At 70.0% G+C, this 22,509-nt stretch carries 14 protein-coding genes; 9 read left to right on the forward strand and 5 right to left on the reverse strand.

Annotated features, from left to right (window positions below):
- Nucleotides 1-35: 35 nt before the first annotated feature.
- The 7 genes from GXY15_04015 to GXY15_04045 all read left to right on the forward strand — a co-directional run bounded on the left by GXY15_04015 (nt 36) and on the right by GXY15_04045 (nt 7,805).
- Nucleotides 36-851 (forward strand): hypothetical protein, encoded by an 816-nt coding sequence (locus GXY15_04015; GenBank protein ID NLV40378.1) that lies wholly within the window; start codon nt 36-38, stop codon nt 849-851.
- A gap of 18 nt (nt 852-869) precedes the next feature.
- Complete coding sequence (locus GXY15_04020; protein NLV40379.1) at nt 870-1,718, forward strand: hypothetical protein; 849 nt, start codon at nt 870-872, stop codon at nt 1,716-1,718.
- Nucleotides 1,719-2,192: 474 nt separating this feature from the next.
- On the forward strand, nt 2,193-2,375 hold the full coding sequence (locus tag GXY15_04025; protein NLV40380.1) for a hypothetical protein: 183 nt from the start codon (nt 2,193-2,195) through the stop codon (nt 2,373-2,375).
- A gap of 261 nt (nt 2,376-2,636) precedes the next feature.
- Nucleotides 2,637-3,329 (forward strand): HAD-IA family hydrolase, encoded by a 693-nt coding sequence (locus GXY15_04030; GenBank protein ID NLV40381.1) that lies wholly within the window; start codon nt 2,637-2,639, stop codon nt 3,327-3,329.
- The gene (locus tag GXY15_04035) at nt 3,319-4,572 is read left to right on the forward strand and encodes a lipoprotein-releasing ABC transporter permease subunit (protein NLV40382.1); all 1,254 of its coding nucleotides are present in this window, start codon (nt 3,319-3,321) and stop codon (nt 4,570-4,572) included. Before GXY15_04030 ends, GXY15_04035 begins: the two co-directional genes overlap by 11 nt.
- Nucleotides 4,565-5,257: an ABC transporter ATP-binding protein gene (locus tag GXY15_04040; GenBank protein NLV40383.1), complete on the forward strand. Its 693-nt coding sequence runs from the start codon at nt 4,565-4,567 to the stop codon at nt 5,255-5,257. The genes GXY15_04035 and GXY15_04040 overlap by 8 nt, the downstream gene beginning before the upstream one ends.
- Nucleotides 5,258-6,092: 835 nt before the next feature.
- Nucleotides 6,093-7,805, forward strand: coding sequence for a hypothetical protein (locus GXY15_04045; protein ID NLV40384.1), 1,713 nt, complete (start codon nt 6,093-6,095; stop codon nt 7,803-7,805).
- Between the two features lie 411 nt (nt 7,806-8,216).
- Here the strand turns inward: GXY15_04045 and GXY15_04050 are convergent, their stop codons facing one another.
- From GXY15_04050 to GXY15_04060, 3 genes are read right to left on the reverse strand one after another with little or no spacing between them, the layout of a single operon-like run.
- A complete protein-coding gene (locus GXY15_04050; protein ID NLV40385.1) occupies nt 8,217-8,618 on the reverse strand; it encodes a DUF721 domain-containing protein in 402 nt (133 codons plus the stop codon).
- Nucleotides 8,605-9,684 (reverse strand): DNA replication/repair protein RecF, encoded by a 1,080-nt coding sequence (gene recF, locus GXY15_04055; protein NLV40386.1) that lies wholly within the window; start codon nt 9,682-9,684, stop codon nt 8,605-8,607. The genes GXY15_04050 and recF overlap by 14 nt, the downstream gene beginning before the upstream one ends.
- Before the next feature lie 7 nt (nt 9,685-9,691).
- Nucleotides 9,692-11,194: a DUF2961 domain-containing protein gene (locus GXY15_04060; protein ID NLV40387.1), complete on the reverse strand. Its 1,503-nt coding sequence runs from the start codon at nt 11,192-11,194 to the stop codon at nt 9,692-9,694.
- A gap of 313 nt (nt 11,195-11,507) precedes the next feature.
- Between GXY15_04060 and GXY15_04065 the strand changes: the two genes are divergently transcribed.
- Both GXY15_04065 and GXY15_04070 read left to right on the forward strand, forming a co-directional pair.
- Nucleotides 11,508-13,265 (forward strand): 4Fe-4S binding protein, encoded by a 1,758-nt coding sequence (locus GXY15_04065; GenBank protein NLV40388.1) that lies wholly within the window; start codon nt 11,508-11,510, stop codon nt 13,263-13,265.
- 1 nt (nt 13,266) lies between these two features.
- Entirely contained in the window at nt 13,267-14,415 is a 1,149-nt protein-coding gene (locus GXY15_04070; protein NLV40389.1) for a SpoIIE family protein phosphatase, read from the forward strand.
- 9 nt (nt 14,416-14,424) lie between these two features.
- Here GXY15_04070 and GXY15_04075 read toward each other — a convergent pair whose 3' ends face one another.
- Nucleotides 14,425-17,343: an insulinase family protein gene (locus GXY15_04075; protein ID NLV40390.1), complete on the reverse strand. Its 2,919-nt coding sequence runs from the start codon at nt 17,341-17,343 to the stop codon at nt 14,425-14,427.
- A gap of 133 nt (nt 17,344-17,476) precedes the next feature.
- Nucleotides 17,477-22,509: PKD domain-containing protein (locus GXY15_04080; protein NLV40391.1), on the reverse strand; the 5,033-nt coding region annotated here is incomplete at its 5' end.

The raw sequence follows: 22,509 nt of genomic DNA on the forward strand, positions 1-22,509 counted from the left end.
CCTTGTGGTAGCATCTGAGGCAGGAGGGACCGAAAATGCTGAAATCTCTGCCTTTCGGAATCGCCGTCCTGGCGGTGGCCGCGTGCCTTTGCGCCGCCCAGGAAGTTCCCCAGGAAGACGCGGCCCTGCTGCGCGTGCCTGGCAGCGGCAGCAGCCTTGATCGGTCGGCGTCCCAGGCGAACGGTCCCGGCCCACGCCCAACGACCGGCAACCGAAAAGACGAGAAACGTTGGCTGTTCGAGCTGCAGGAATACATCCTGTATACCCTGCCACGCAGCGGCAAGGTGGACAAGGCGACGCTGACCCCAACAGAGAAGGCCGAGATCACCCATGCGGCCGATCTGATAGCCATGGCCTCCGAGGCCCTCGCCGAGCCCGAAGTGGACTGGGGGTATGTCTACAGTGCCATCTGGCCGCTGGCGAGCCTCACGCCGGAGTTGCCGGAGGTGGCGGCGCTCTTCCGCAAGGTCATGCACGGCCGCTGCACCGAGATCCAGGCCTACACCTCCTACGAAATGACGGTGGGCGCCGCCGTGGGCGGGCTTTACGAGGCGGGCGAGGAATACTACGAGGAGTTCATGGGCCTGCTGCGTCCGGAGGCGTGGACGCATGTGACCTGCGGCGGCGATCCGGAGAAACTGCGCGCCCGGTTCCGGTCTTGTGTTGTGAGCAGTCAGGTTTACGTTTTGCCTCCCGCAGAGGCGCGGGCGCTGCTGGCGCGGGTTCGGACGGAATATGCCGGCGATGCGAAGTTGCTGGAGTGCCTGGAGTACCTGGACGACCAGATAGACCGCCGGGAACAGGGGCGGCCGCCTGTGGACATCATTCCCGGCGAGACCCCCATGCCCTGACTCGGGAGGAGGCATCCCATGAAACATCGTTCATTTTGTCTTTTGCTGGCGCTTGCCGCCGGCCTTTCCCTGCTCCCCCTCGCGGCGGCGCAGGACATTTCCGCGTTCATCTCCTCCGGCCACGACGGGGACATTCTGAACCTCAAGCCCAACTTCGAGCGGCTCGCCGCGCGCGGGGAGATTCCCCCGGCGTTGCAGGAGCGCATGAACGGGCTGACCGTCCTGCTGGCCACGGAACGCCCGCTGGAGGAGGTGGCTGCGGCGGTGGCCGCCGTCCGGCGGGATTTCCCGGGGCTTTCGCCCGCCGTCGCGCCGTGGCTGGTCTTCATGGAGTCGCGGATGCTGGTGGCGGCGGGGGACGTTCCGGGGGCCGAGAAGGCGGTGGAGGCCTGGGCGGCGGCAGCCCCGGAGAACGATGTGGACCTCGCCGCAAAGCTCCGGTTCTACCTTGCGCGGGTGTATGCGGACGACCCGGAGCACACAAAGGGCCTGCCTGTCGAGGAGCGGCTTGAATGCGTGCGGCGTCTGGCGGGGGGGGTGTTCCGCGACGAGCGGGTGGCGGGGGTGCTGCGGCTGCACGCGGGCCTTTATCTGGCGGACCAGATCGGATACATGAGCCACCAGTCGCTGGCGGAACAGGACGTGCAGGACGGCACGGCGCGGCGGGATTTGCTGCTTGAGCGCAACCGGGAGCGGGAGCAGGTGCTGCGCGAGGCGGAGCGCCTCTGCGGGCGCATCGAGGCGGCACTGAAGCGCGCGCCGGAGAACCCCGGCACCCCCGCCATCGCCCCCGGCGAAATCCTCATGGGGCGCCAGCGCATCACCGCGGCCCTGGACGACATCCGCCGCTTCCGCGAAAACCGGTAGGCAAAGCGGAACATTCTGTTCATGAGAGTCCAGGGCAAGCGCGTGCAGGACCGCTGCTTGCCGCGCGAGGGGGCCCTGTTCGCCCGCGCAATGCGCCCGACCGCGGACGTTGCGGCAAGAGGCCGCCGCGCCGGCCGCCGGACGGCCTCCCCGCGATAACCGTCGGAAACACACGTCATGGCGAGCCCCAGACCGCCCGGAGGCGGGAATTCCGCCAATGAACACTGAGGGCTGCGGGAGCGCCGGAAACGTAGACGCGCCATCTTGGCGCGTTCCTGGGATTTTCGTTGGCCCAAAGAACGCGCCAAGATGGCGCGTCTACATTGCGGGCGTTCTCGCCGACTTACTTCATTAGCAGGGGCGGAGCGGCTGCGGCAATCTCGTTCTCGCTTCGGCTCCGGCTCTCACAGCCTCTTGTCCGGCAATCCGGGCCCGATCACGCTGGCTGTCGAATCCGCGGCATGGTGTATCCTTGTGCGCGCGCGGATGCGCCCCCCCGGCGGGGCGCGGCGCAACCCGGAGGCGCTGGCGGGGCTGCCGGAGCTGCCCGGCCTCCTCATCACGCACCGCTTCCCCCTGCGTGACTACCGGAAGGCCGTCCGCGCCTTCCTCAACAAGCGGGAATCCGGGGCGATCAAGATTGTGTTGGAGCATTGACGTGACCACGAAAGGATGTCTGACGTCTTCGGGTTGCCTCTTGAGCGAGATGATTCCGGAGGCCTTCCCTCTAGGTCCCCCCTTGAGGGGGGTGGTTCGCGGGAGCGAACCGGGGGATGTTCCGGATTCTGGGATGCTGGCGGGCAGTAAGAACATCCCCCGTCCGCGAAGACGCGGCCACCCCCCTCAAGGGGGGACCCGGACTTTCACCTCATTCCCAAGCGAAACTTGGGAACGAGAGAAAACTTCTCCGGAGCGACCATGACCGAACACAAAATCCAAGCCGTCCTCTTCGACTTTGACGGACTGATCCTGGACACGGAGACCACGCTCTACGGAACGTGGCGGGAGACCTTTGCCGCCTTCGGGCAGGAGCTGCCGCTGGACCTCTGGACCGCCAATGTCGGCGGGTACTCCTATGAGACCTTCCACCCGATGGACTATCTGGAGCAGTGCCTGGGCCGGCCCGTGGACCGGGAGAAGGTGAACGGCGAGCGGCGGGCGCGCTACCGCGAGCGGGTGCGCGTGCAGCCGCCCATGCCGGGCGTCGTGGAGGCCGTCGCGGAGGCGCGGCGGATGGGGCTGCGGCTGGGGGTCGCGTCGAGCTCGGAGAGGGCCTGGGTGGCCGGGCATCTGGAGCGGCTGGGGCTGCTGCCGCAGTTCGACGCGCTGGTCTGCGGCGACGAGGTGGCGCGGGTGAAGCCGTCGCCGGAACTTTATCTGGCCGCGCTGGATACACTGGGGGTGGGCGCGCGCGCGGCCTTCGCCCTGGAGGACTCCCCCAAGGGGGTTGCCGCCGCGCGGGCGGCTTCCCTATACTGCGTGGCGGTGCCCAACCCCGTCACGTCCCGGATGGACCTGGGCGCGGCCCCGAGGCGCCTGGCGTCGCTGGACGCGGTTCCTTTCGGGGCCCTGGTGCGGGACGTGGAAAAGGACCTTTCCCTTGCGGTTTGAATGGTATGCGGCGTCCCGGTATCTCCGGGGCAAGCGCAAGACGCGCTTCATCAGCCTGATCACCCTCATCTCGGTGGCCGGCGTGAGCGTCGGCGTCATCGCGCTCATCGTCGTGATGAGCGTGATGACGGGCTTTGACATCGCCCTGCGCGAGACCATCATCGGCAACCGCGCCCACGTCACCGTGGTGCTGCCCGCCGGGCAGCGCATGGACGATTACTCATCGGTGATCGGCGAGGTGCGCGCCGCCTGCCCCGAGGTCCTGGCCGCGGGGCCCATCACGCAGGTGGAGGGGCTGCTCAAGATGGGCCGCGACACCACGGGCGCCATCATCCTCGGCGTGGACCCGGCGCTGGAGGCGGAGGTCACCGACCTGGAGCGCAACCTCACGAAGGAGGGCGGGCGCATGTTCGGCGCCGGGAAGCTGCCCGGCGAGAAGGAGGTGGTGCTGGGGTACCGGCTGGCCCACCGCATCGGCGCCCGCGTCGGCTCGGAGGTCGGCGTGATCACCGACAAGCCCACCGTCACCCCCTTCGGCGTGCGCCCGGGCAACCAGGTCTACCTCACCGTCAGCGGCATCTCGCAGGCGAAGATGTCCGACTTCGACAGCCTCTACGCCTTCGTGGACATTCAGACGGCGGAGATGCTGACGGGCCGCCCGGGCGCCGACGGCATCCACATGAAGCTCACCGACCCCTTCCTGGCGGACGCCGTGGCAAACCGGGTCGAGGAGGCGCTTCCCTACCGCGCCGAGACGTGGTACCAGAACCAGGAGGCCTTCTTCGAGGCGCTCAAGCAGGAGAAGCTGGCGATGTTCATCATCCTGGTCTTCATCATCCTGGTGGCCGCCTTCAACATCACCAGCACCCTCATCATGATCGTCATGGAGAAGCGGCGCGACATCGGCATCCTGCGCACCCTCGGCAGCAGCAGCTGGTCCATCCTGCGGCTCTTCGTGCTCGAGGGCCTCATGATCGGCGTCGGCGGCACCCTCCTCGGCGTCATCGCGGGCACGCTGCTCGCCTACAACATCAACCCCGTCGCCGAGTTCGTCGCCGGGCTCTTCGGCATTGACCTGTTCAACAGCACCATCTACTACTTCGACGGCATCCCCGTCGCCGTGGTTCCCCTCGACATCCTCTGGATCACCGTGTCCGCCGTGGCGCTCACCTTCCTCTCCACGCTCTACCCCGCGTGGAGCGCCGCCCGGCTCAACCCCGTGGACGCCCTGCGCTATGAGTGACCCCGCGCCCAGCCTCATCGAATGCCGCGGCGTCCGCAAGGTCTTCCGCGACGCCGAGCGCACGCTCGAAATCCTGCGCGGCGTGGACCTCGAGGTCCCCGTCGGCGGCATCATGGCCATCAGCGGCGCCTCCGGCGCGGGCAAGAGCACCCTGCTCCACATCATGGGCACCCTCGACCGGCCCACGGACGGCGAGGTCCTCTTCCGCGGAGAGCCCCTCCACCGCATGGCCGCGTCCAAGGTCAACGCCATCCGCAACCGCGAGGTCGGCTTCGTCTTCCAGTTCTACCACCTGCTCCCCGAGTTCACGGCCCTTGAAAACGTCATGATGCCGGCCCTCTGCAAGGGGAAAACGGTCCGTGCCTGCCGCCCCCGCGCCGAGGAGCTCCTCGAGCGCGTCGGCCTGCGCGACCGCATGACCCACAAGCCCGGCAAGCTCAGCGGCGGCGAGCAGCAGCGCGCCGCCATCGCCCGCGCCCTCTTCAACAAGCCCTCCATCGTCCTCTCCGACGAGCCCACCGGCAACCTCGACGAGAAGACGGGCCGCGAAATCGTCGAGCTCCTCTGGGAGCTGAACGCCGCCGAAAACGTCACCCTCGTCCTCGTGACCCACGACGAGAGCCTCGCCGCCCGCGCCCACCACTGGGTGGCCCTCCACGAGGGCCGCGCCGAAAAGCGCGTGTAAGCGCCTCCCCTGCTCGCTCTTCCCTTTGCGCCTTCGCGCCTTCGTGGTGAAAACTCCGGAAAGATTCACCACGAAGGCACAAAGAAAGCAGGGAGAGCGCAAGCCGTCCACCCCGTCATTGCGAAGGCGCGCAGCGCCTGAAGCAATCTCTTGCAGGCAGGGCCACGGCGGGAACGAGATGGCTTCGCGGTGCTGCTAATGAAGTAGACGTCTTCTTCCGCAACGCAGGCTGCCGATTGCCGCCCGAACACGAATCCCAAACGCGGAAATGGCCGGAAACGAGCGCCTTGGGCATCCCGGAGGGATGCACGACATTAGCCGGTGGTTGAGCGCAGCGACACCACCGGACAGCAGGCCTCCTCCCTTCTTGAAGAACCCCGGCAGGGGTTCAGGACGCGTCGGCTCCCGTTGGCCCCGGAGTCCCGCACCCCTACCGGGGTGCCACAGAGGGGAGAGGCGACACCCGTTCCCGGTGGTGTCGCTGCGCTCAACCACCGGCTAATAGCCCTCACCCCTCCGGGGTGAAGAGGAAAAGGACTCTCGCATCCATACCTTCATGAACAGAATTCCCGCCTCCGGGCGGTCTGGGGCTCGCCATGACGCGTGTCCCCCCGTCATTGCGAACGAGCGAAGCGAGTGCGGCAATCTTGTTCCCGCCATCACCACAGTCTTCCCCAGTCATTGCGAAGGCGCGCAGCGCCTGAAGCAATCCCGTGCCCGCCATCGCCCCAATACCCCGCCCCTCCCGCCCGGCAACTGCGCGCGCCTGGAACAAGTTGCCCGTCCCCCCCCGGCGTGCCGTACACTCTCCCCGATAACGAGAGGGAGACCTGCCATGCGCCCTGCCCTGTTCCTGCTCCTCGCCGCAATCCTCTGCGCCCTCAACGCCCCCGCGCAGGAATCCCCCGCCCCGACCACAGCCCCGCCACAAGCCGCCCCCCCTGTCGCGGCGGTCCCTCCTGCCGCCCCCGTCACGACAACGCCCGTCCAGACTCCGGCGTTACAAGCAACCCCTGCCTCCCCTCCCGCCATCTCAAGTCCTCCGGCAACTGACGGCAAGGAACTCACGCTACTGGAGGAAAAGATCAACAGCCTAGAGGACAAGCGCATTGACGAGGCCACAGCAAGTATGGAGAGGAGTGCCAGCTGGTTCATCGGGTGGACCCAGATTGGCTTGGCGATCTTGGGATTCCTTGCAACAGTCCTGGGAGTCCTCGCAGCAATGCTATCTATAGCCATCGCCGTGTTAGCACAATGGGCCAAGGACCAGGCGTCAGGCGCAATAGAGTCCGTAGCCGAGGCAAAGAAGAAACTAGAAGAAGCAAGGAATGCTCTCACGGAGGCCAAAGATCAAGCATTACACGCAATGACGGCCCTTGCCGAAGCAAAAGAACAAGTGAAAGAGGCAAAAAGCACTGCTAGGGCAGTACAAGACTGGATGCACCAATTGCAGCAGTTGAAAGACGCCCCGATGGGCCAGCCCCCGTCGCCCAAAACGATTGCAGTCGCCACCTCTGCCGCAAATGGCGAGGATGCAGAAATGCCAGACCGTCTCATGGCCAAGGCTTTGGTGTATGAGGATGAGAAGAAGTGGAAAAAAGCACTTACGATGTGGGAGGCGCTCGTTGCTCTGCGACCGGCCAACAGCAGGGCTCTTATTGGGGCAGCGTATTGCGCGGGGAAGCAGGCCGACAACGAGAGCGATACTGCCAAGATACGTATCCTTCTGGAAAATGCGTGCAAGAAGTATGAAGAGGCGATCAAACAGGATGATGCGCCTGCCATTGCATGGGGGAATCTCGGCGTAACGCTTCTACAACTTGCGGGCATGGCGAAGGGTGAAAAGCGGCGCATACTGCTGGAAAAGGCTCGTGAAATCTGCAAGGAGGCAATCAAACGGGATGATATGCTTGCCAAAGCTTGGGTTGGCTTGGGAGTGGCGCTTGAACAACTTGCAGACACGGAGAGGGATCGGGAAAAGAAGCGCGGCCTCTTAGAGGCCGCCCGAGATAGATTCGAAGAAGCGATCAAGAGGAATGATCCCCTCGCCCTGGCTTGGGTTTGTCTTGGCGAAGTCATAGGAAAGATTGCGGGCACAGAGGAAGATCAAGAGAAGAAGCGCCTGCTTTGGGAGATGGCCCGCGAAAAATACAAGGAAGCGATCAAGAGAGATGGTTCGCTTGTCTCCGCTTGGTGCGGCCAAGGGGTCGCGCTTCAATTCCTTGCGCAAATTGCAAGGGACTTGGGAGAGTCAGACAAGTGGCTGGAGTTACTTCAGCAGGCCGAGAAAATGGCCCAGAGAGCCAATGAAATAGATTCACGAAGGGGGGCGTACATCCTTGCCTGCATTGCCTCGCTGCGGGGGGACAAGGACAAGTGCCGGGAATGGCTGGAGAAGGCGGAGAAACTTCGTGATCTCCCACCCGTTGAGCATCTGGAAGAGGACACAGACATGAACCCTGTGCGGGGGGAGGCGTGGTTCAAGCAATTGTTGGAGCGGCAGCGAGCGCGGGAGGAGGAGGCGGATGTGGAGGACGGGGGGGCGTGAGGGAACGGGTTCTCTTCCCGGCGGTTTGAGGACGGCGCACCGTGGAGTCACGGCGCGCACGGAGAGGGGAAGAGGAAAAGCGCCCTGCCCTTGCTTTCCTTTCCCAATGCCCTTTCTTCTTTGTGTCCTTGGTGCCTTCGTGGTGAAAACTCCGGAAAGATTCACCACGAAGATACAAAGCAAGTCCCCTCTCCCACGGCTCCAGACCGCCCCCCCCCGTTCCCCGGATGCGGGCCTGCCCTGGATGCTCTTTCAGCGGTGCCGCATGGCCTCCTCCCGCATGCCGGGGGGCAGCTCCTCCGAGGAATGATAGACGCGGCGGGTGCCCACCGGCGGCGTCTCCACGGTCATTCTTTGCCCCGTCGGATAGGCCCCGCGCCGCCCCATTTCACCGCAAACCCGCGTGCGGGGTCAACTTTCGTCCAGGGCTTCCCCCCCCGTCTCCTCCGCCTTCTTCGGCGGGCGGTTCTGTTTCAGGCCGCGCTTTTTCGGCTTCTTCTTTTCCTGCTCGTGGTCCTCGCGGAGGATGAGGAAGATGTCGGAGATCAGCTCGCGGCCGGCGAGGCGGTTAATGCGGCGGAGGATGTCCCATTTGGCGTAGGCGAAGGACTGCATCCAGGCGGCGTTTTCGACGGCCACGCGGAGGACGCCCTTCTTGACGGCGACGGGCTCGCCGTGGCCGGCGAGGTCCTGTCCGGCGACGTGGGGCCAGTGCTCCCAGATGCGCGCCTGCTCCAGGGTTTTTCCCAGGGGGGTGCGCGTGATCATCTGGTGGAGGATGCGCTTCAGGGATTCGGGGTCATTCCTGTCCAAGGCAGCCTCCCTCCATGCGGAACACGGCGAAGTCCACGCCCATCCCCCGGAGGGGCTCCGCGGTCTGGGTGGTGGTGACGAGGGACTGCGTGCCCTCGGGGATGGCGCTGAAGAGGCTGCGGGCGCGGTCCGCGTCGAGTTCGGCCAGCACCTCGTCGAGCATGAGCGCGGGCAGGGTGCCGGCGCGCCGCCGCACCAGCTCCACCTCGGCCAGCTTGAGCGCGAGCACGGCGGAGCGCTGCTGCCCCTGGGACCCGTAGGTGCGGGCGGGCCGTCCGGCCACGAGCAGCTCCAGGTCGTCGCGGTGGGGGCCGCGGCCCGTGAGGCGCTGGCGAATATCCGAGGCGCGGCCGCGCGCGAGGGTCTGGGCCAGCTCGTCGGGCGTGCGCACGTCGGGCAGGTAGGCCGCCGCGAGGGGCTCGGCCTCGGCGATGCGGCGGTACATCCCGGCGGCCAGTTCGGACAGCTCGCCGATATAGGCCGCCCGCGCCTCCATGAGGGCGCGGCCGTGGGTGATGAGCTGCGCGTCCCACACGTCCAGAAGCGCGCCGTCGGGCTCGCCGCGCCGGAGCAGCTCGTTGCGCTGGCGGAGCGCCTGGCGGTACTGCTGGAGGGCGAAGAGGTAGGGCGGGCTCAGCTGCGACAGCTCCATGTCGAGGAGCCTGCGGCGGACGGAGGCCGCGCCCTTCACCAGCGCGAGGTCGTCGGGGCAGAAGAGGACCACCTTGACCCGGCCGAGCAGGTCGCTCAGGCGGCCCTGGGGGATGCCGTTCACCTTGAAGCGCTTCGCGCCGCGCCACCAGTTCGCCTCCACCACCACGGGCGCCGCCGCCGTTTCGGCGCCGGCCTCCACCCGCACATGGAACTCCTCCTCGCCGTGGCGCGCCAGCTCGGTGTCGGTCTGGGTGCGGTGGCTGCGCGTGGTGGCGGCGTAGACGACCGCCTCCAGGAGCGAGGTCTTGCCCTGGGCGTTGCGGCCGCACACGACATTGACGCCGGGGACGGGGGCAAAGTCCACGGCGGCGAGGCTCCGGAAGTTCCGGCAGACGACGCGGGTCAGGCGCATGGCGGCGTCACGGCAGCGGGGTCAGGAGCAGGCAGTCGAACCCGAGGAAATGCCCCGGGCTGTCCGCGTCCTTCCCCTTGTTCACGAGGGAGAGCACATGCGGCCCCGCGGCCAGCGGCCCTGTCGGGAAGCAGTGCTCCTTCGACACGATGCTCTCGCTGTGCAGGTTGACGGCGGCGCCGAGGGGCCTGCCGTCGAGCTGGGCCTCGAACTTCCCGTAGTCCCAGGAGTGGGTCAGGACAAGCACCAGCTCGTAGGAGCCGTCCGCGGGCACGTCCAGCGGGAAGTCCAGTTTCTGGTCCGCCGCGCCGGGGGTCCAGAAGAGCTGCCGCGCGCCGCTGTAGCCGCCGTCCTGCGTGGACACGGGCCCGGCGGTCACCTTCACCGTGTCCAGCGCCTCCTCCGCCTCCACCACGCCGGACCAGTCGCGGTAGACGCGCTGTTTTGCCGGGGCCATCGGGGGCAGGGGCTTGTGCGGCTCTGTCTGGTACCAGAAGGCGACGGACGAGAAGTCGTCGGGGCGCTCCTCGAACCCGGAGCGGAGGGCGCCGTCGTCGTTGAACGTGACGCCCTTGTGCTCGAACTCGAGGCGCAGCGCCTTGCGGAAGACCACGGGGTCCGTGATGTGCCACCGGTAGCAGGTGGTCAGGTTCATGGCCTCGTAGCCCTCCATGAGCGGCGCGCCGTAGAAGGGGGTGCTCATCTCGCGCAGGCCCCAGGCGTCGCAGAAGTAGTCCTCCGACCCCGTGCCGCGCAGCTGCGGCGCCTCTGCGCCGTCAATGAACCAGAAGTCGTCGCCCTCGCCCCACCAGCTCGCGATGCGCTGGCGCACGTTCAGCAGGGTGCCCACATAGTGGCCCCGGCCCTCGATGTCGGCGACGAGGTAGTTCTGGCCCATGACCGCCGGGTGCTCCTGGCGGTACATGGCGTGGAAATACGCCGCGTTCCCCGGCAGCCGGTCCACTTTGTGCCAGTCCACGTAGTAATAGAACGCGTTCACGTCGCGTTCGCCCTCGTTGGTCACGGTGATGCGCGCCGATTTGCGGAAGGGCATCGGCCAGTAGCAGTTCCGCGCGCGGCCCTCCGAGGTCACCGTCACGGGCAGGGAGCTGAACGGGTGGTCCTTGCCGTGGCCCATGCCGAAAAAGTCGCCCAGGGGGACCTCCACCGACGGGCACTCCTCCCCGTCCCAGTACATCCGCACCACGAGCATCCGCGAATACTCGCGGTCCTGCGCCGCCACGGTGTTCCACAGGTGCGTGATGACCCCCGGCCCCTCCAGCGCCGCGATGGTCAGCGTCTTCCCCGGCGCGATGGGGCGCGCGTCGCCGTTGCCGTTGACCCAGTCGGGGTCGCACGACGAGGACCGCATGGTCTCGCCGCCCCGCAGGAGGGCCAGCCCGTCCAGCGGGTTGCCGACCAGCGGCGACGGCGGCGCCGTCTGGCACCCCGCCAGCAGGAACACCGCGCACGCCGCGCAAAGCGCCCGTCCGGCCGTCTTTGTCTTCATGGGGAGTCTCCTGTTTCGGGGATGCGGGCCCGTCCGCCCCTGGAGCCATTATAGCCTTTTCGGCGCGCCATGGACAGCCGCCGCCCATCACCGCAGCCCCGGGCCCGCACAGCGCGCAGCGCCTTGGAGTGCGGTCGCCTGCTGAAGCCTTTCTTCGCGCGGGGGCACGCGAAACACGACGGTGGCCGCGCGTTTCCCCGGGGCCGCCGGGACGGCGGCGCTACGGACGGGTTGACAGGCCGCGCCTCCAGGGGGTACAATAGAGAAAATTTTCCTTATTAGCGCGCCCCGCGCGCGGGAAAGGCGCCCCCCCATGCCCCCCAAAAAATGGCAACGCCGGCCCGGACAGGTGGTCTTCACCCACACGGCCCGCTGCCGCGACTGCTACCGCTGCCTGCGGGCCTGCCCCGTGAAGGCCATCCGCGTGGTGGACGGGCAGGCCTATGTGGACGCGGACCGCTGCATCGCCTGCGGCACCTGCATCCGCGAGTGCCCCCAGCACGCCAAACAGTACCGCCGGGACCTCGACCGGGCGGAGCGCCTGATGGCGGGGCCGGGGGCAAAGGCGGCCAGCGTGGCGCCGTCCTTCGCGGCGCTTTTCGGCCCGGAGGACCGCGACCGCCTGCCCGCCGCGCTGCGCCGGCTGGGCTTTGACCATGTCGGCGAGACGGCGGTGGGGGCCTTTGAGTCGGCGGCGCTCACGGGGGCCCACGTGCGCGCCCATCCGGGGCGCCAGACCATCTGCACGGCCTGCCCCGCGGTGGTCGCCCACATCGAGCAGTACGCGCCCGACCTGGCGTCGCGGCTGGCCCCGGTGGCGTCGCCCATGATTGCCCACGCCCGCCAGCTCAGGGAGAAGCACGGCCCGGACACCAGGGTCTTCTTCTTCGGCCCCTGCGTGACCAAGAAGGCCGAGGCGGAGCGCCCGGAGTTTGCGGGCGACGTGGACTGCGTGCTGACCTTCGAGGAGATGCTCGACTGGCTTTCCCAGCGGAACATCGCCCTGGCCGACTGCCCCCCGGAAACCTACGATGAGACGCCCCCGGGCGACGCCCGCTTCTTCCCCGTGCCCGGCGGGCTCGCCCGCACCGCGGGCCTGGCCACGGACCTGCTGGACACGCGGGTCGTCGCCGTGAGCGGCGTGGAGGACCTGGAGGCGGCGCTGGACGCCCTGCGCCACACGGACCGCCCCGTGGTGCTGGAGCCCCTCTTCTGCGCCCAGGGCTGCGTGAACGGCCCCGGCATGCCCGCGCCGGACAACCCCTTCGCCCGCCGCACGGCGGTGCTGGACTACGCGGGTGCCCATCCCGGGGCGGAGGCGGACCCTGCGGCCCCGGTGCCCGCCGCCGTGCGCGCCCGCGGCGCGGCGGCCCACGCGGCGGTGTCCGGACCCGGCACGGTTTTCCCCGAGGCGGAGATCGCGGGGGTGCTCAAGGCGCTGGGCAAGGAGGCGGAGGAGGACCGGCTGAACTGCGGGGCCTGCGGCTATGGTTCCTGCCGCGAGCACGCCGAGGCGGTGCTGTCGGGCATGGCCACCCCCGAAATGTGCATCCCCCACATGCGGCGGCTGGCGGAGCAGCGCGGCGACCGCATCATCGAGACAACTCCGAACGGGGTGCTCATCGTGGACAGCGAACTGAAGGTGCTGGGCGTGAACCCGGCCTTCCGGCGGCTCTTCCAGTGCGGCGACGGCGTGCTGGGCCGCCATGTGTCCTGCCTGATGGACGCGGAGCCCTTCGAGCGGGTGCTGGCCTCCGGTGAGCCCGTGGAGCAGACGGTCCGCCACGAGAACTACCACAAGGTCTGCCACGAGCTCGTCTACCCCCTCACGGAGGACTCCCAGATCGTCGGCATCTTCGTGGACATCACCCGCACCGCCGCCTCGGAGGAGTCGCTGGAGCGGCTGCGCGCCGAGACCGCCCGCAAGGCGAAGGAACTGCTCGACCACCAGCTCGGCATGGCCCAGGAGCTGGCCCGCTTCCTCGGCGCGAGCACCGCCCAGAGCGAGGAGCTGGTGCGCCACCTCATGACCCTCGCCGGGGCGCGGCGGGACACCGAAGGCGGCGCCTGACATGCCCTACCTGCACGCGGACATCTTCCCCCGCCAGATTCCGAAGACCCCCGGCGGGGTCTGCGGCGATGTCGTGGAGTGTTTCCGCGCCCCGGAGGCCGCCTGGGTGGTCTGCGCCGACGGCATGGGCTCGGGCGCGCGCGCGAACATCTCGGCGAACTTCTGCGCCTCCCTGCTGAAGGGCCACCTGCTGGCCGGATGGTCCCTCCGCGACGCCTTCCGCTCGGCCGCCGCGGCCATGGACGCCGCCCGGCGGCCCGGCCTCCCCTACGCCGCCTTCTCCGTGGCCCGCCTCTCCCCCGCCGGCCGCGCCACCGTGCTCACCTATGACGCGCCCCCGCCCCTGCGCCTCTCCCCTGTCGGCGCGGAAAGCCTGCCGGTCCGGCGGCTCGACGGCGTCGAGGGCGCGGCGGGGGAGGCCGACTGCCGCCTCGGGCCGGGGGAGGCGCTGGTGCTGGTGTCCGACGGGGTCACCGAGGCGGGACGCGGCGCGGGGCTGCACGGCGGCTGGGGCGTCGCCGGGCTGTGCCGTTTCCTGTCTGACGCGGTGGTGCGGGGCGTGCCGCCGGCGGAGCTGTCCGGCGCGGTGTGCGCCCGCGCCGACGAACTCTGCGGCGCGGGGCCCCGCGACGACGCCACCGCGGTGGTCTGCCGCGTGCGCCGGGGCATTGTGCTGAACATCCTGACCGGCCCCCCGGCGGACTCCGCCCGGGACCGCGAGGTGGTGGGGCGCTTTCTGGGGATGGCGGGACACCGGGTAGTCAGCGGCGGCACCACGGCGTCCATTGTGGCGCGGGTGACGGGGCGCGAGCCCCGGCTGCTGCCGCGCGCGCCCGGCGCGGTGGACCCGCCCGCGTGGGCGCTGGACGGCGTGGACCTGGTGACGGAGGGCGCGGTGACCATGAACCAGGCCCACAACATCATGGACGTGCCCCCGGAGCGCCGGATCAGCCCCTCGGGCGTCTCGGAGCTGTGCGCCCTCATGGAGAACGCCGACCGCGTGAACTTCATCGTGGGCACGGCGGCGAACACGGCGTCCAACGACGTGCGCTTCCAGCAGCAGCACATCCTCCCGCGCACGGTGATCATCCCCCTGCTCCGCGAGCGCCTGGAGCGCGGGGGAAGGCTGGTCACCGTCGAGTACGTGTGACGCCGCGGGTCATTTCACAAAAACATCGTCCAGCGTCAGCTCGCGGAAGTCGCCGAAGCGCCTGAGGTCCTCCAGGGGAACCGCCGCGCGGTCGCCGACCACGGAGATGAGCTTGGGCTGCCCGGCGATGTGCTCCTGCTGGAACGCCGACACGACGTCCAGCGTCCCCTTCTCCTGGATTTCGGCGAACCACGCCTCGCGGGGGTCGGGCGCGAGGCCGCGGCGCTCCCAGTCGCGCACGGTCCGGATGATCTGCCGGAACCCGATCTTTCCGGTGCGGTAGCCGGTGATGATGGCCTCCCGGGCGGCGGCGAAGCGGTTCTCCTCCAGGGGCATGTCGTCCAGGAGGCCGGTGAAGGCGCCGAGCGCGTCCGCGGCCTTGTCGGCCTGGGTCTGGATGACCCCCATCATGAGATTCTGGTCGCGCCGGGTGCGGCCGGGGATGTAGCGCGCCCCGGCGACATAGGCCAGGCCGCGCGCCTCGCGCAGCTCCTGGAACACGATGCCCGCCATGCCGTCGGCGAAGTAGGTGTTGTAGAGCTGCACCCGCGGGCTGAGGGCGGGGTCGTAGGGAAAGCTGCCGAACTCGATCTGCACGTGGGCCTGCGCGGTGGCGTCGCGGTGGAGGAACCACACCTCGCCGCCCGCCGCGCGGCGCACCGGAAGCACGGCGGCGGGTGCCACGTCGTCAAGCAGCCCGCGCACCGGATGCGTCCGGCGGAAGATGTCCATGACCTCCGCCAGGGGGAGGGACCCCGTGTACTGGGCCGTCTGCCGGCTGGAGACCAGCCTGCGTATGACGCCCTGAAGCTCCGCCGCAGTCATCGCGCGCACGGCGTCCGACGGCGGGATGCGGAGGTAGCGGGACTGGTCGCCGTGGCGGTGGCACTGGACCAGGGCGTCGGCCATGGTCTCCATGTCCTTGCGGGCGTCCTCGCGCTGCTGGAGCACGATTTCCTTGAGCTGCCCGAGGGTTTCATCGTCCACGCGGGGCCGCCAGGCCAGGTCCATGAGCAGGGCCAGGGACTCCTCGAAATGCGCGTCCAGCCCGGAAAGGATGAAGGACGTCTCGTGCTCGCCCGCGTCCAGGTCGAAGGTGGTGCCCAGGCGGTACCAGCGCTGGCGCAGCTCCCCCGCGTCGAGGTCGCCCGCCCCGGAGCGGTCCATCAGCCGCGCGGCGAGCGCGGTGACGGGGTCTTCCACCGCGCCCCGGTCCACCGACAGGGTGAAGGTGAACACATCGTTCACGGGGTTCTGCACATGGTAGAACGTGACGCCGCGCGGGTCCTCCTTCCGCGTGTAGTCGCGGCCCGCGCGCAGGAAGGACGGCTCGATGGGTTTGGCGGGCATGGCCAGAACGTCCGCCGCAAAGGCGGAGGAGCGCGACGCGTCTATCTCCAGCTTCGGCAGGGGCGGCTTTTCCACGCGCACGGGGTCGCGGTCGGCATCCTCGCGGAAACCGGCGACATAGCCGCCGCTGAAATACTGGTTCGCCACGCGGACCACGTCGTCGCGGGTGACCTTTTCCAGCCGGGCGATCATGCCCGCGGCGTGCTCCCAGGGCTCGAGGCCGATCCAGGCGGAGCGCATGGTCCGCACCCGGTCCTCGTCGTTTTCCAGGTCGGTCTTGCGCTTGCGCTTGAAGTCGTTGACCACGGCCTCCATCAGCCAGTCCTCGAACTCCCCGCGCTTGAGCAGGCCCACCTGGTCCAGCAGCAGCCGCTCGACCTCCTCCAGGGTCTGCCCGGGCTTGGGCACGCCGTAGAGGTACTGCGCGCCGCCGTCGTTCATGGGCAGGGGGAAGGCGCCCGCCTGCTGCACGGCCTGGCGCTGGTTGAGGTTGATGTTGATCAGGCCGGCCGTCGCGTTGTCGAGGAGCATGTCGAGCATGAGCAGCGCCTCGGCGTCCGCATGGTTTCGGGGCGCGGTGCGGAAGGCGAGCAGCGCGAAGGGCTCGCCCCGGAAGGGCACGCGGACCTCCTCGCGGGCGGCGGGCGGGGGGTCGTCCCATGTGGGCCGTTCAGGCAGGTCGCGGGCCTCCCAGGGGGAGAAAAACTCGCTGACGACCGCCACGGCCTCCTCGGCCCGGAGGTCGCCGGAGAGAAAGACCGCCATGTTGTTGGGCGCGTACCAGTCGCGGTAGAACGCGTTGAGCGTGCGGATGGAGGGGTTGCGCAGGTCCTCCACCGACCCGAGCGTGGGCCGCTGCCCGTAGGGGTGCCGCTTGTAGAGCAGGGCGTCCACCGCAAGCTGGATCGCCCGGTCCTTGTTGTCCAGCGCGCGGTTCATCTCCTCGTACACCGTCTCAAGCTCGGTCTGGAACAGGCGGAACACGGGGTGCATGAAGCGGTCGGACTCGACGGCCGCCCACTGGCGCAGCATGTTGGACGGCAGGTCTATCTTGTACACCACCTCCTCGTGCCAGGTGTGCGCGTTGAGCGCGCGGCCGCCCAGGGCGCGGTACAGCCGGTCCAGCTCGTTGGGCACGGCCGACCGGGCCGCCTGCTGGGAGAGTTCGCTGATGCGCCGGTAGAGGGCGTCACGCCGCGCAGGGTCCTTCTCGTTGAACCGCTCCTCATAGAGCGCCTCGATCTCGTCCAGCAGCGGCTTCTCGGCGGCGTAGTCCGCCGTGCCGAGGCGCTCGGAACCCTTGAAGAGCAGGTGCTCCATGTAATGCGCCATGCCGGTGGTCCGGTCGGGGTCGTTCTTGCTGCCCGCGCGCACGGCGATCTCCGCGTAGAAGCGCGGCGTGTCGTGGTTCTCGGAGATGTGCACCTCCAGGCCGTTGTCCAGCCGGAAGATGCGCACCCCGAGGGGGTCTCCGGGCACCGGGGCGCCGATTTCCTGCCATCCCGCAGAGGCGGGGGGGCACAGGGACGCGACACACAGCAGACCGCTGAGCAGGGCGGCCGGGGAAGTTCCATGCATGACCAGGGCTCTCCTTCGGGGTTGTTGCGGGCCGGAGCCTGATTCTAGCGCGGCCCGGCCCTTCAAAGGAAACGCCGCCGGACCCGCAAAGAGTCCGGCGGCGTGAAAACGCGCTCCGGTCGGCCCGGAGGGGCTACTTCTTCCGTCTGCCGCGCAGGCCGCGCGCGCCCAGCAGGCCGAGGGCCGCCGCCGCCGCCAGCAGGCCGGCCGCGCCCGCGGCGGGCACGCCCTGGCCCACGCTGATGTGGGCGGGCTTGGTCTCGGCATCGCTGCCCGTCGCGGAGCTGACCGTCAGCGTGACGGTGTAGTTCCCCGACTCGGTGTAGATGTGGACCGGGTTCTGCACGGTGCTGGTCTCGCCGTCGCCGAAGTTCCACAGCCAGCCCGTGATGGGCTGCGCGCCCGCGATGGACTGGTCGGTGAACATGACGGTCAGCGGCGCGGTGCCGGAGGTCACGTCGGACGTGAACGCGGCCGTCAGCGTCGTCGGCGCGGCGACCACCACGTAGTTGACCTTGGTCACCTGGCTGGTGTTGCTGTTCGCGTCCGTCACCGTGAGGGTCACCGGGAAGCTGCCCTGCGCCGCGTAGGTGTGGCGCGGGGACTGCTCGGTGCTGGTCTGGCCGTCGCCGAAGGTCCACGCCCACTGCGTGATGCCCGCGCTTCCGGCGGTGGACAGGTTGGCGAACTGGACCGTCAGCGGCCCCTTGCCCGTGGTCGGATAGGCGGTGAAGTCGGCCGTCGGGCCGCCGGGGGCCGTCACCACGACGAAGTTCGGCTTGGTCACCGAGCTGCTGCCGATGGCGGTGGTCACGGTCAGGGAGACGCTGTAGGCGCCCGCCGCCGCGTAGGTGTGCTCGGGCGCGGGCAGGCTGCTGGTCTGCCCGTCGCCGAAGACCCACTCCCACGTGGTGATGGGGGCGCCGCCCGGCAGGCTCAGATCAACGAACTGCGTTGTCAGCGGCGCCAGACCCGAGGTCGGCGCGGCCGCGAAGTCCGCCGTCGGCCCGTTCGGGGCGGACACGACGATGAAGTCCGGCTTGGCCAGCACGCCGGTAAGGCCGTTGGTGTCCGTGACCGTCACGGTGACGGAGTAGACGCCCGGCGCGGGGTACGCGTAGACCGGGCTCTTCACCAGGCTCTGCGCGCCGTCGCCGAAGTCCCACTGCCACGACGCCAGCGGGGCGTCGCCGGGCAGCGTGAGGTCGGCGAACTGGATCGGCGTGCCCGTGACCGTCAGGGTCGGGGACGCCGTGAAGTCCACCACCGGCCCGTTCGGGTCGCTCACCGTGATCAGGTCGGTCTTCACCTCGTCGTCCGTGCCGGCCGCCGTGGTGACGGTCAGGGTGACAGTGTAGACCCCGGCCGCGGTGTAGGCGTGGCTCGGGCTCTGGTCCGTGCCGGTCTGGCCGTCGCCGAAGTTCCAGGCCCACGCCGTGATGGGCGTGGATCCCGGCAGGGAATGATCGCCGAAGTAGACCGTCTCGCCGGTCTTGATGGACGTCGGGCCGCTGGTGAACAGCGCCGTCGGGCCGACCGGGTCGGTCACGGTGATGTAATTGCCCTTGGTCTCGATGCTGATGCCCACGCTGGTCTGCACGGTCAGCGAGACCGTGTAGACGCCCGCGCTGGTGAAGGTGTGGACCGGGTTCTGCTCCGTGCTGGTGTAGCCGTCGTTGAAGTTCCACAGCCAGCTCGTGACGGGCTCGGTGCCCGGGGTGGACTGGTCCACGAACTGCACCACCAGGTTGCGCGCGCCCGAGGTGGGCGTGGCGATGAACTGCGCCGTCGGACCGTCGCCCGGGTCGCCGCTCGCGCCCGGCACGTTCACATACGCGCCCGCAGGCACCGTGGTGCTCCAGGTCTGTCCCGGCTCCAGCACGCCGGCCGTGTGCAGCTCGCCGTCAATCAGCATGGCCACGTTCACGCCCACGATGATGCTGACGTTCTCGATGTTCCCGGCCGCGTTCGTGTTGCGGATGAACACCTGGTCGAAGCCGTCAAAGGGCGACGAACCGTCGGCCACGCGAAGGACACGGAACTCCAGGCCGTTCCCGGCGTTGAAGAGCGGGGCTTCCTGCCCGTCGTTCCAGTAGCCCGGCGCGAGCCAGCCCCGGCTTCCGGGGCCGCCGTCCAGCTCGGGAATCACCGGCGTCTTGCCGCCCACATAGGGGTTGAGCGCCTTCAGCAGGGCGTCGTGCGCCGTGGCGCCGCCCACCAGAGCGGCCGTCGCCTTCACGGGCGCGTGCAGCGCGCGCGCCGTCTCGTTCATGTTGGAGATGACGGTGTAGCCGCCGTTGCGGTCCGGATCGCCGTTGAGGGCGTTCGCCCCGCGCAGCGAGGCCGCGCCCGCAACCACCACGGAGCCGTGCAGCTTGACCATGCCGGGCAGGCCGTAGCCGCCCGTGCCGCCCTGGCCGCCGCCGCCGCCGGCCGCGCCGGCCGCGCCCGCGCCGCCCGTGCCGCCCGTGCCGCCGTCGCCGCCCTTGCCGATGCCGACGCCGATGCCGGCCACCGGCACCTGGCCGCCCGCGCTGCCCGCCACGCCGGACTGGCCACCGGTCGGACCCTGCGGGGACGTGCCCGCAGCGCCGCCGCCAGAACCGCCAAGCGGCGTGCCCGCGGAGACGTCGAGCGTGCTGGGGGCGCTGATGCGCAGCAGGCCGCGCGCGGCGAGAACCACCGCGCCGCCGCCGGGCGCGCCCACGCCGCCCTCGCCGCCCAGGCCGCCGGGGGCGCCCGTGCCGCCGGAGCCGCCTATGCCGCCCGTCGCGCCGGCCACGCCGCCCGCCGGGGACGGGGGCCACACATTGCTGTTGTTGCGCGTGCCGTCGCCGCCGATGCCGGGCGCGCCGCCGCCGCCGCCACCACCACCCGCGCTCGTGCGGGTGATGCCGACGCCGAGGAAACCGTCATAAGCGGCACCCCCCCCGCCGCCGCCGCCGGAACCGCCGGAACCGCCACCGCCGCCGCCGCCGCCGCCACCACCGCCGCCGCCCGAGCCGCCGCCGCCGCCGCCGCCGCCCGAACCGGCGACCAGCGTCAGCGAGTTCGCCACATAGGCAAGGCTCTCATAGGCAGCGCTGCCACCCGTGCCGCCGAGCTCGCCCGGGGCGCCGGGCTGCGCCGCGCCGAGCGTGGCGCCCGCGGGCGCGTTGCCGCCGGGATTCGCCCCGCCGTCCGCACCGGCGGAGGGCAGTGCCACAATGCCCCAGCTCACATCGCTGCCCGTGCCGCCCGCGCGCTGCTCGCCGCGCGCGCCGGCGTTGCCCGCCGCGCCGCCGAGCGCCTCGAGACCGCCCGCGCCGCCCTGACCGCGCAGGCCGTTGAGGCCGAAGCCCCTGCCGCCCAGGCCGCCGTCGCCGCCGGAGCTGCCCGACGCGCCGGGCTGGCCGCCCGTGCCCACGGTGCCCGCGAGGCCGGGATAGCCGTTCTCGCCGTTGCCCTGCGCGCCGCGGATGGTGTCCAAACCGCCGCCCCGGCCGCCCGCGCCGCCGATGCCGCCCGTGCCGCCCGCGCCGCCCGGACCGCCGTCGCCGCCCAGACCGCCCGAACCGCCCGCGCCGCCCGCGCCACCGCCCAAAACGCCCGCAGGCACGGTGATGTCAATGCCCCATTCCATGTCGCCGCGCGCGGCGATGGACAGGGGACGCTCGCCGGTGACCGTGATGGTGCCGCCGGAGACGTTCACGTTGTCGAACTCGAAGACGGCCACTTCCTGGCCCGTCTCATAGCGAAGGTCCGTGCGGGCGGTGTAAACCGTGCCGCCCGCATCCATCGTGCCGGGGGCGCCGCCGGTGACGCCGGTGTCCACCACAATCGCGCCGGACGAGAACACCAGGTCGCCCAAGTTCCCGTCGGACTCGTAGATGCTGCCCTCGGAACCCGCGCCCTCGCCGTCGAAGCTCACCTCGACCGGCGTGCCCGCCGGAACCGTCATGGTCCAGTACTGGCCGGGCTGCAGCTCGCCTGTGACACCGCCGTTGCCGCGGATGAGCCGCCGGTTCAGCGCGCCGACCTTCAGCGTCACTTCCTGAAGCGTGCCCGAGGCGCCCGCATTCTTGAGCACCACCTGGTCAAACCCGTCAAAGACACTGGGGAACACCCACCACACCAGGGTGTCCAGCGTGCCCGTTGTGCCCAGGGCGTCCACGTCCGCCTGGTTCCAGAAGGCCGGCACGCACCAGCCGTTGGCGGCGGGGCCGCCCACCAGGCCGGGAATCACCGGACTGTTGCCAAGGGTGTAGGAGTTGAACTCGCGCAGGACGTCGTCGTTGCGCGTCGCGCCCTGGTGCACGTTCGGCGTGCTGAACTGCGGAAGGGCCGCCGACACCAGGTCCGGCCGCATGTTGGAGATCAGCGTGAACTTGCCGTTGTTCTCGGGGGCCGCGCTGCCCGCATTGTCCGCAAGCACCCGGGCGCGGTTGCCCGCGTCCTCCGGAATCTGCACCACGGAGCCCTGCAGCTTGACCATGCCGGGCGCGCCGTAGCCGCCCGCACCGCCCGCGCCGCCCGCGCCGCCAGCCGCGCCCGCGCCGCCGCGGCCGCCCTGGCCGCCGTTGCCGCCGTCACCGCCCGCGCCGCCGAGGAGGAAATCGAACAGTCCGCGCAGGAACTCGGGAATGATGTTGTAGAGCAGGGGCTTGCCGGGCTCGCCGCCCACCCCGCCGGACGCCGGACTGCCGGAAACCGCCGCGCCCCCGTTGGCGATGCCGCCCGCCGCGCCCGCGCCGCCAGACTGGAAGGCGCCCGCGGAAACGTCAATCAACGCGCCCGGGGTCAGGCGCAGCAGCCCCTTGGCCGCCAGCACGATCGCGCCGCCGCCGGGCGCGCCCGAGCCGCCCTGGCCGCCGGAGCCGCCCGCGCCGCCCTGGCCGCCGCTGCCGCCGCTGCCGCCGGGGCCGGCGGTGCCCGGCGAACCGCCGTTGCCCAGCAGGCCGCCGATGTCGCCCTGCCCGGCGCCGCCGCCGCCGCCCGCGCCGCCGGCAATGGCGTTGCCTGTGGCGCCCTGGCTGCCGGTGCCGCCGCCCACGCCGCCGCCGCCGCCGCCGCTGCCGCCCGCACCGCCCTGGCCCGTGGAGCCGCCAGCAGACCCGCCGCCGCCGCCACCGCCCACCTTGGTCTCGGGAACCGTGAAGCCGAACAGTTCAAAGGATGCAAAATTCG

The organism is Candidatus Hydrogenedentota bacterium, from assembly GCA_012730045.1.
Classification (GTDB): Bacteria; Hydrogenedentota; Hydrogenedentia; order Hydrogenedentales; family CAITNO01; genus JAAYBR01.

Excerpts from the sequence above, each read along its gene's own strand:
- GXY15_04015 (NLV40378.1), top strand. The coding sequence starts at position 36 with ATGCTGAAATCTCTGCCTTTCGGAATCGCCGTCCTGGCGGTGGCCGCG.
- GXY15_04020 (NLV40379.1), top strand. The coding sequence starts at position 870 with ATGAAACATCGTTCATTTTGTCTTTTGCTGGCGCTTGCCGCCGGCCTT.
- GXY15_04030 (NLV40381.1), top strand. The coding sequence starts at position 2,637 with ATGACCGAACACAAAATCCAAGCCGTCCTCTTCGACTTTGACGGACTG.
- GXY15_04040 (NLV40383.1), top strand. The coding sequence starts at position 4,565 with ATGAGTGACCCCGCGCCCAGCCTCATCGAATGCCGCGGCGTCCGCAAG.
- GXY15_04045 (NLV40384.1), top strand. The coding sequence starts at position 6,093 with ATGCGCCCTGCCCTGTTCCTGCTCCTCGCCGCAATCCTCTGCGCCCTC.
- recF (NLV40386.1), bottom strand. The coding sequence starts at position 9,684 with ATGCGCCTGACCCGCGTCGTCTGCCGGAACTTCCGGAGCCTCGCCGCC.
- GXY15_04060 (NLV40387.1), bottom strand. The coding sequence starts at position 11,194 with ATGAAGACAAAGACGGCCGGACGGGCGCTTTGCGCGGCGTGCGCGGTG.
- GXY15_04065 (NLV40388.1), top strand. The coding sequence starts at position 11,508 with ATGCCCCCCAAAAAATGGCAACGCCGGCCCGGACAGGTGGTCTTCACC.
- GXY15_04070 (NLV40389.1), top strand. The coding sequence starts at position 13,267 with ATGCCCTACCTGCACGCGGACATCTTCCCCCGCCAGATTCCGAAGACC.
- GXY15_04075 (NLV40390.1), bottom strand. The coding sequence starts at position 17,343 with ATGCATGGAACTTCCCCGGCCGCCCTGCTCAGCGGTCTGCTGTGTGTC.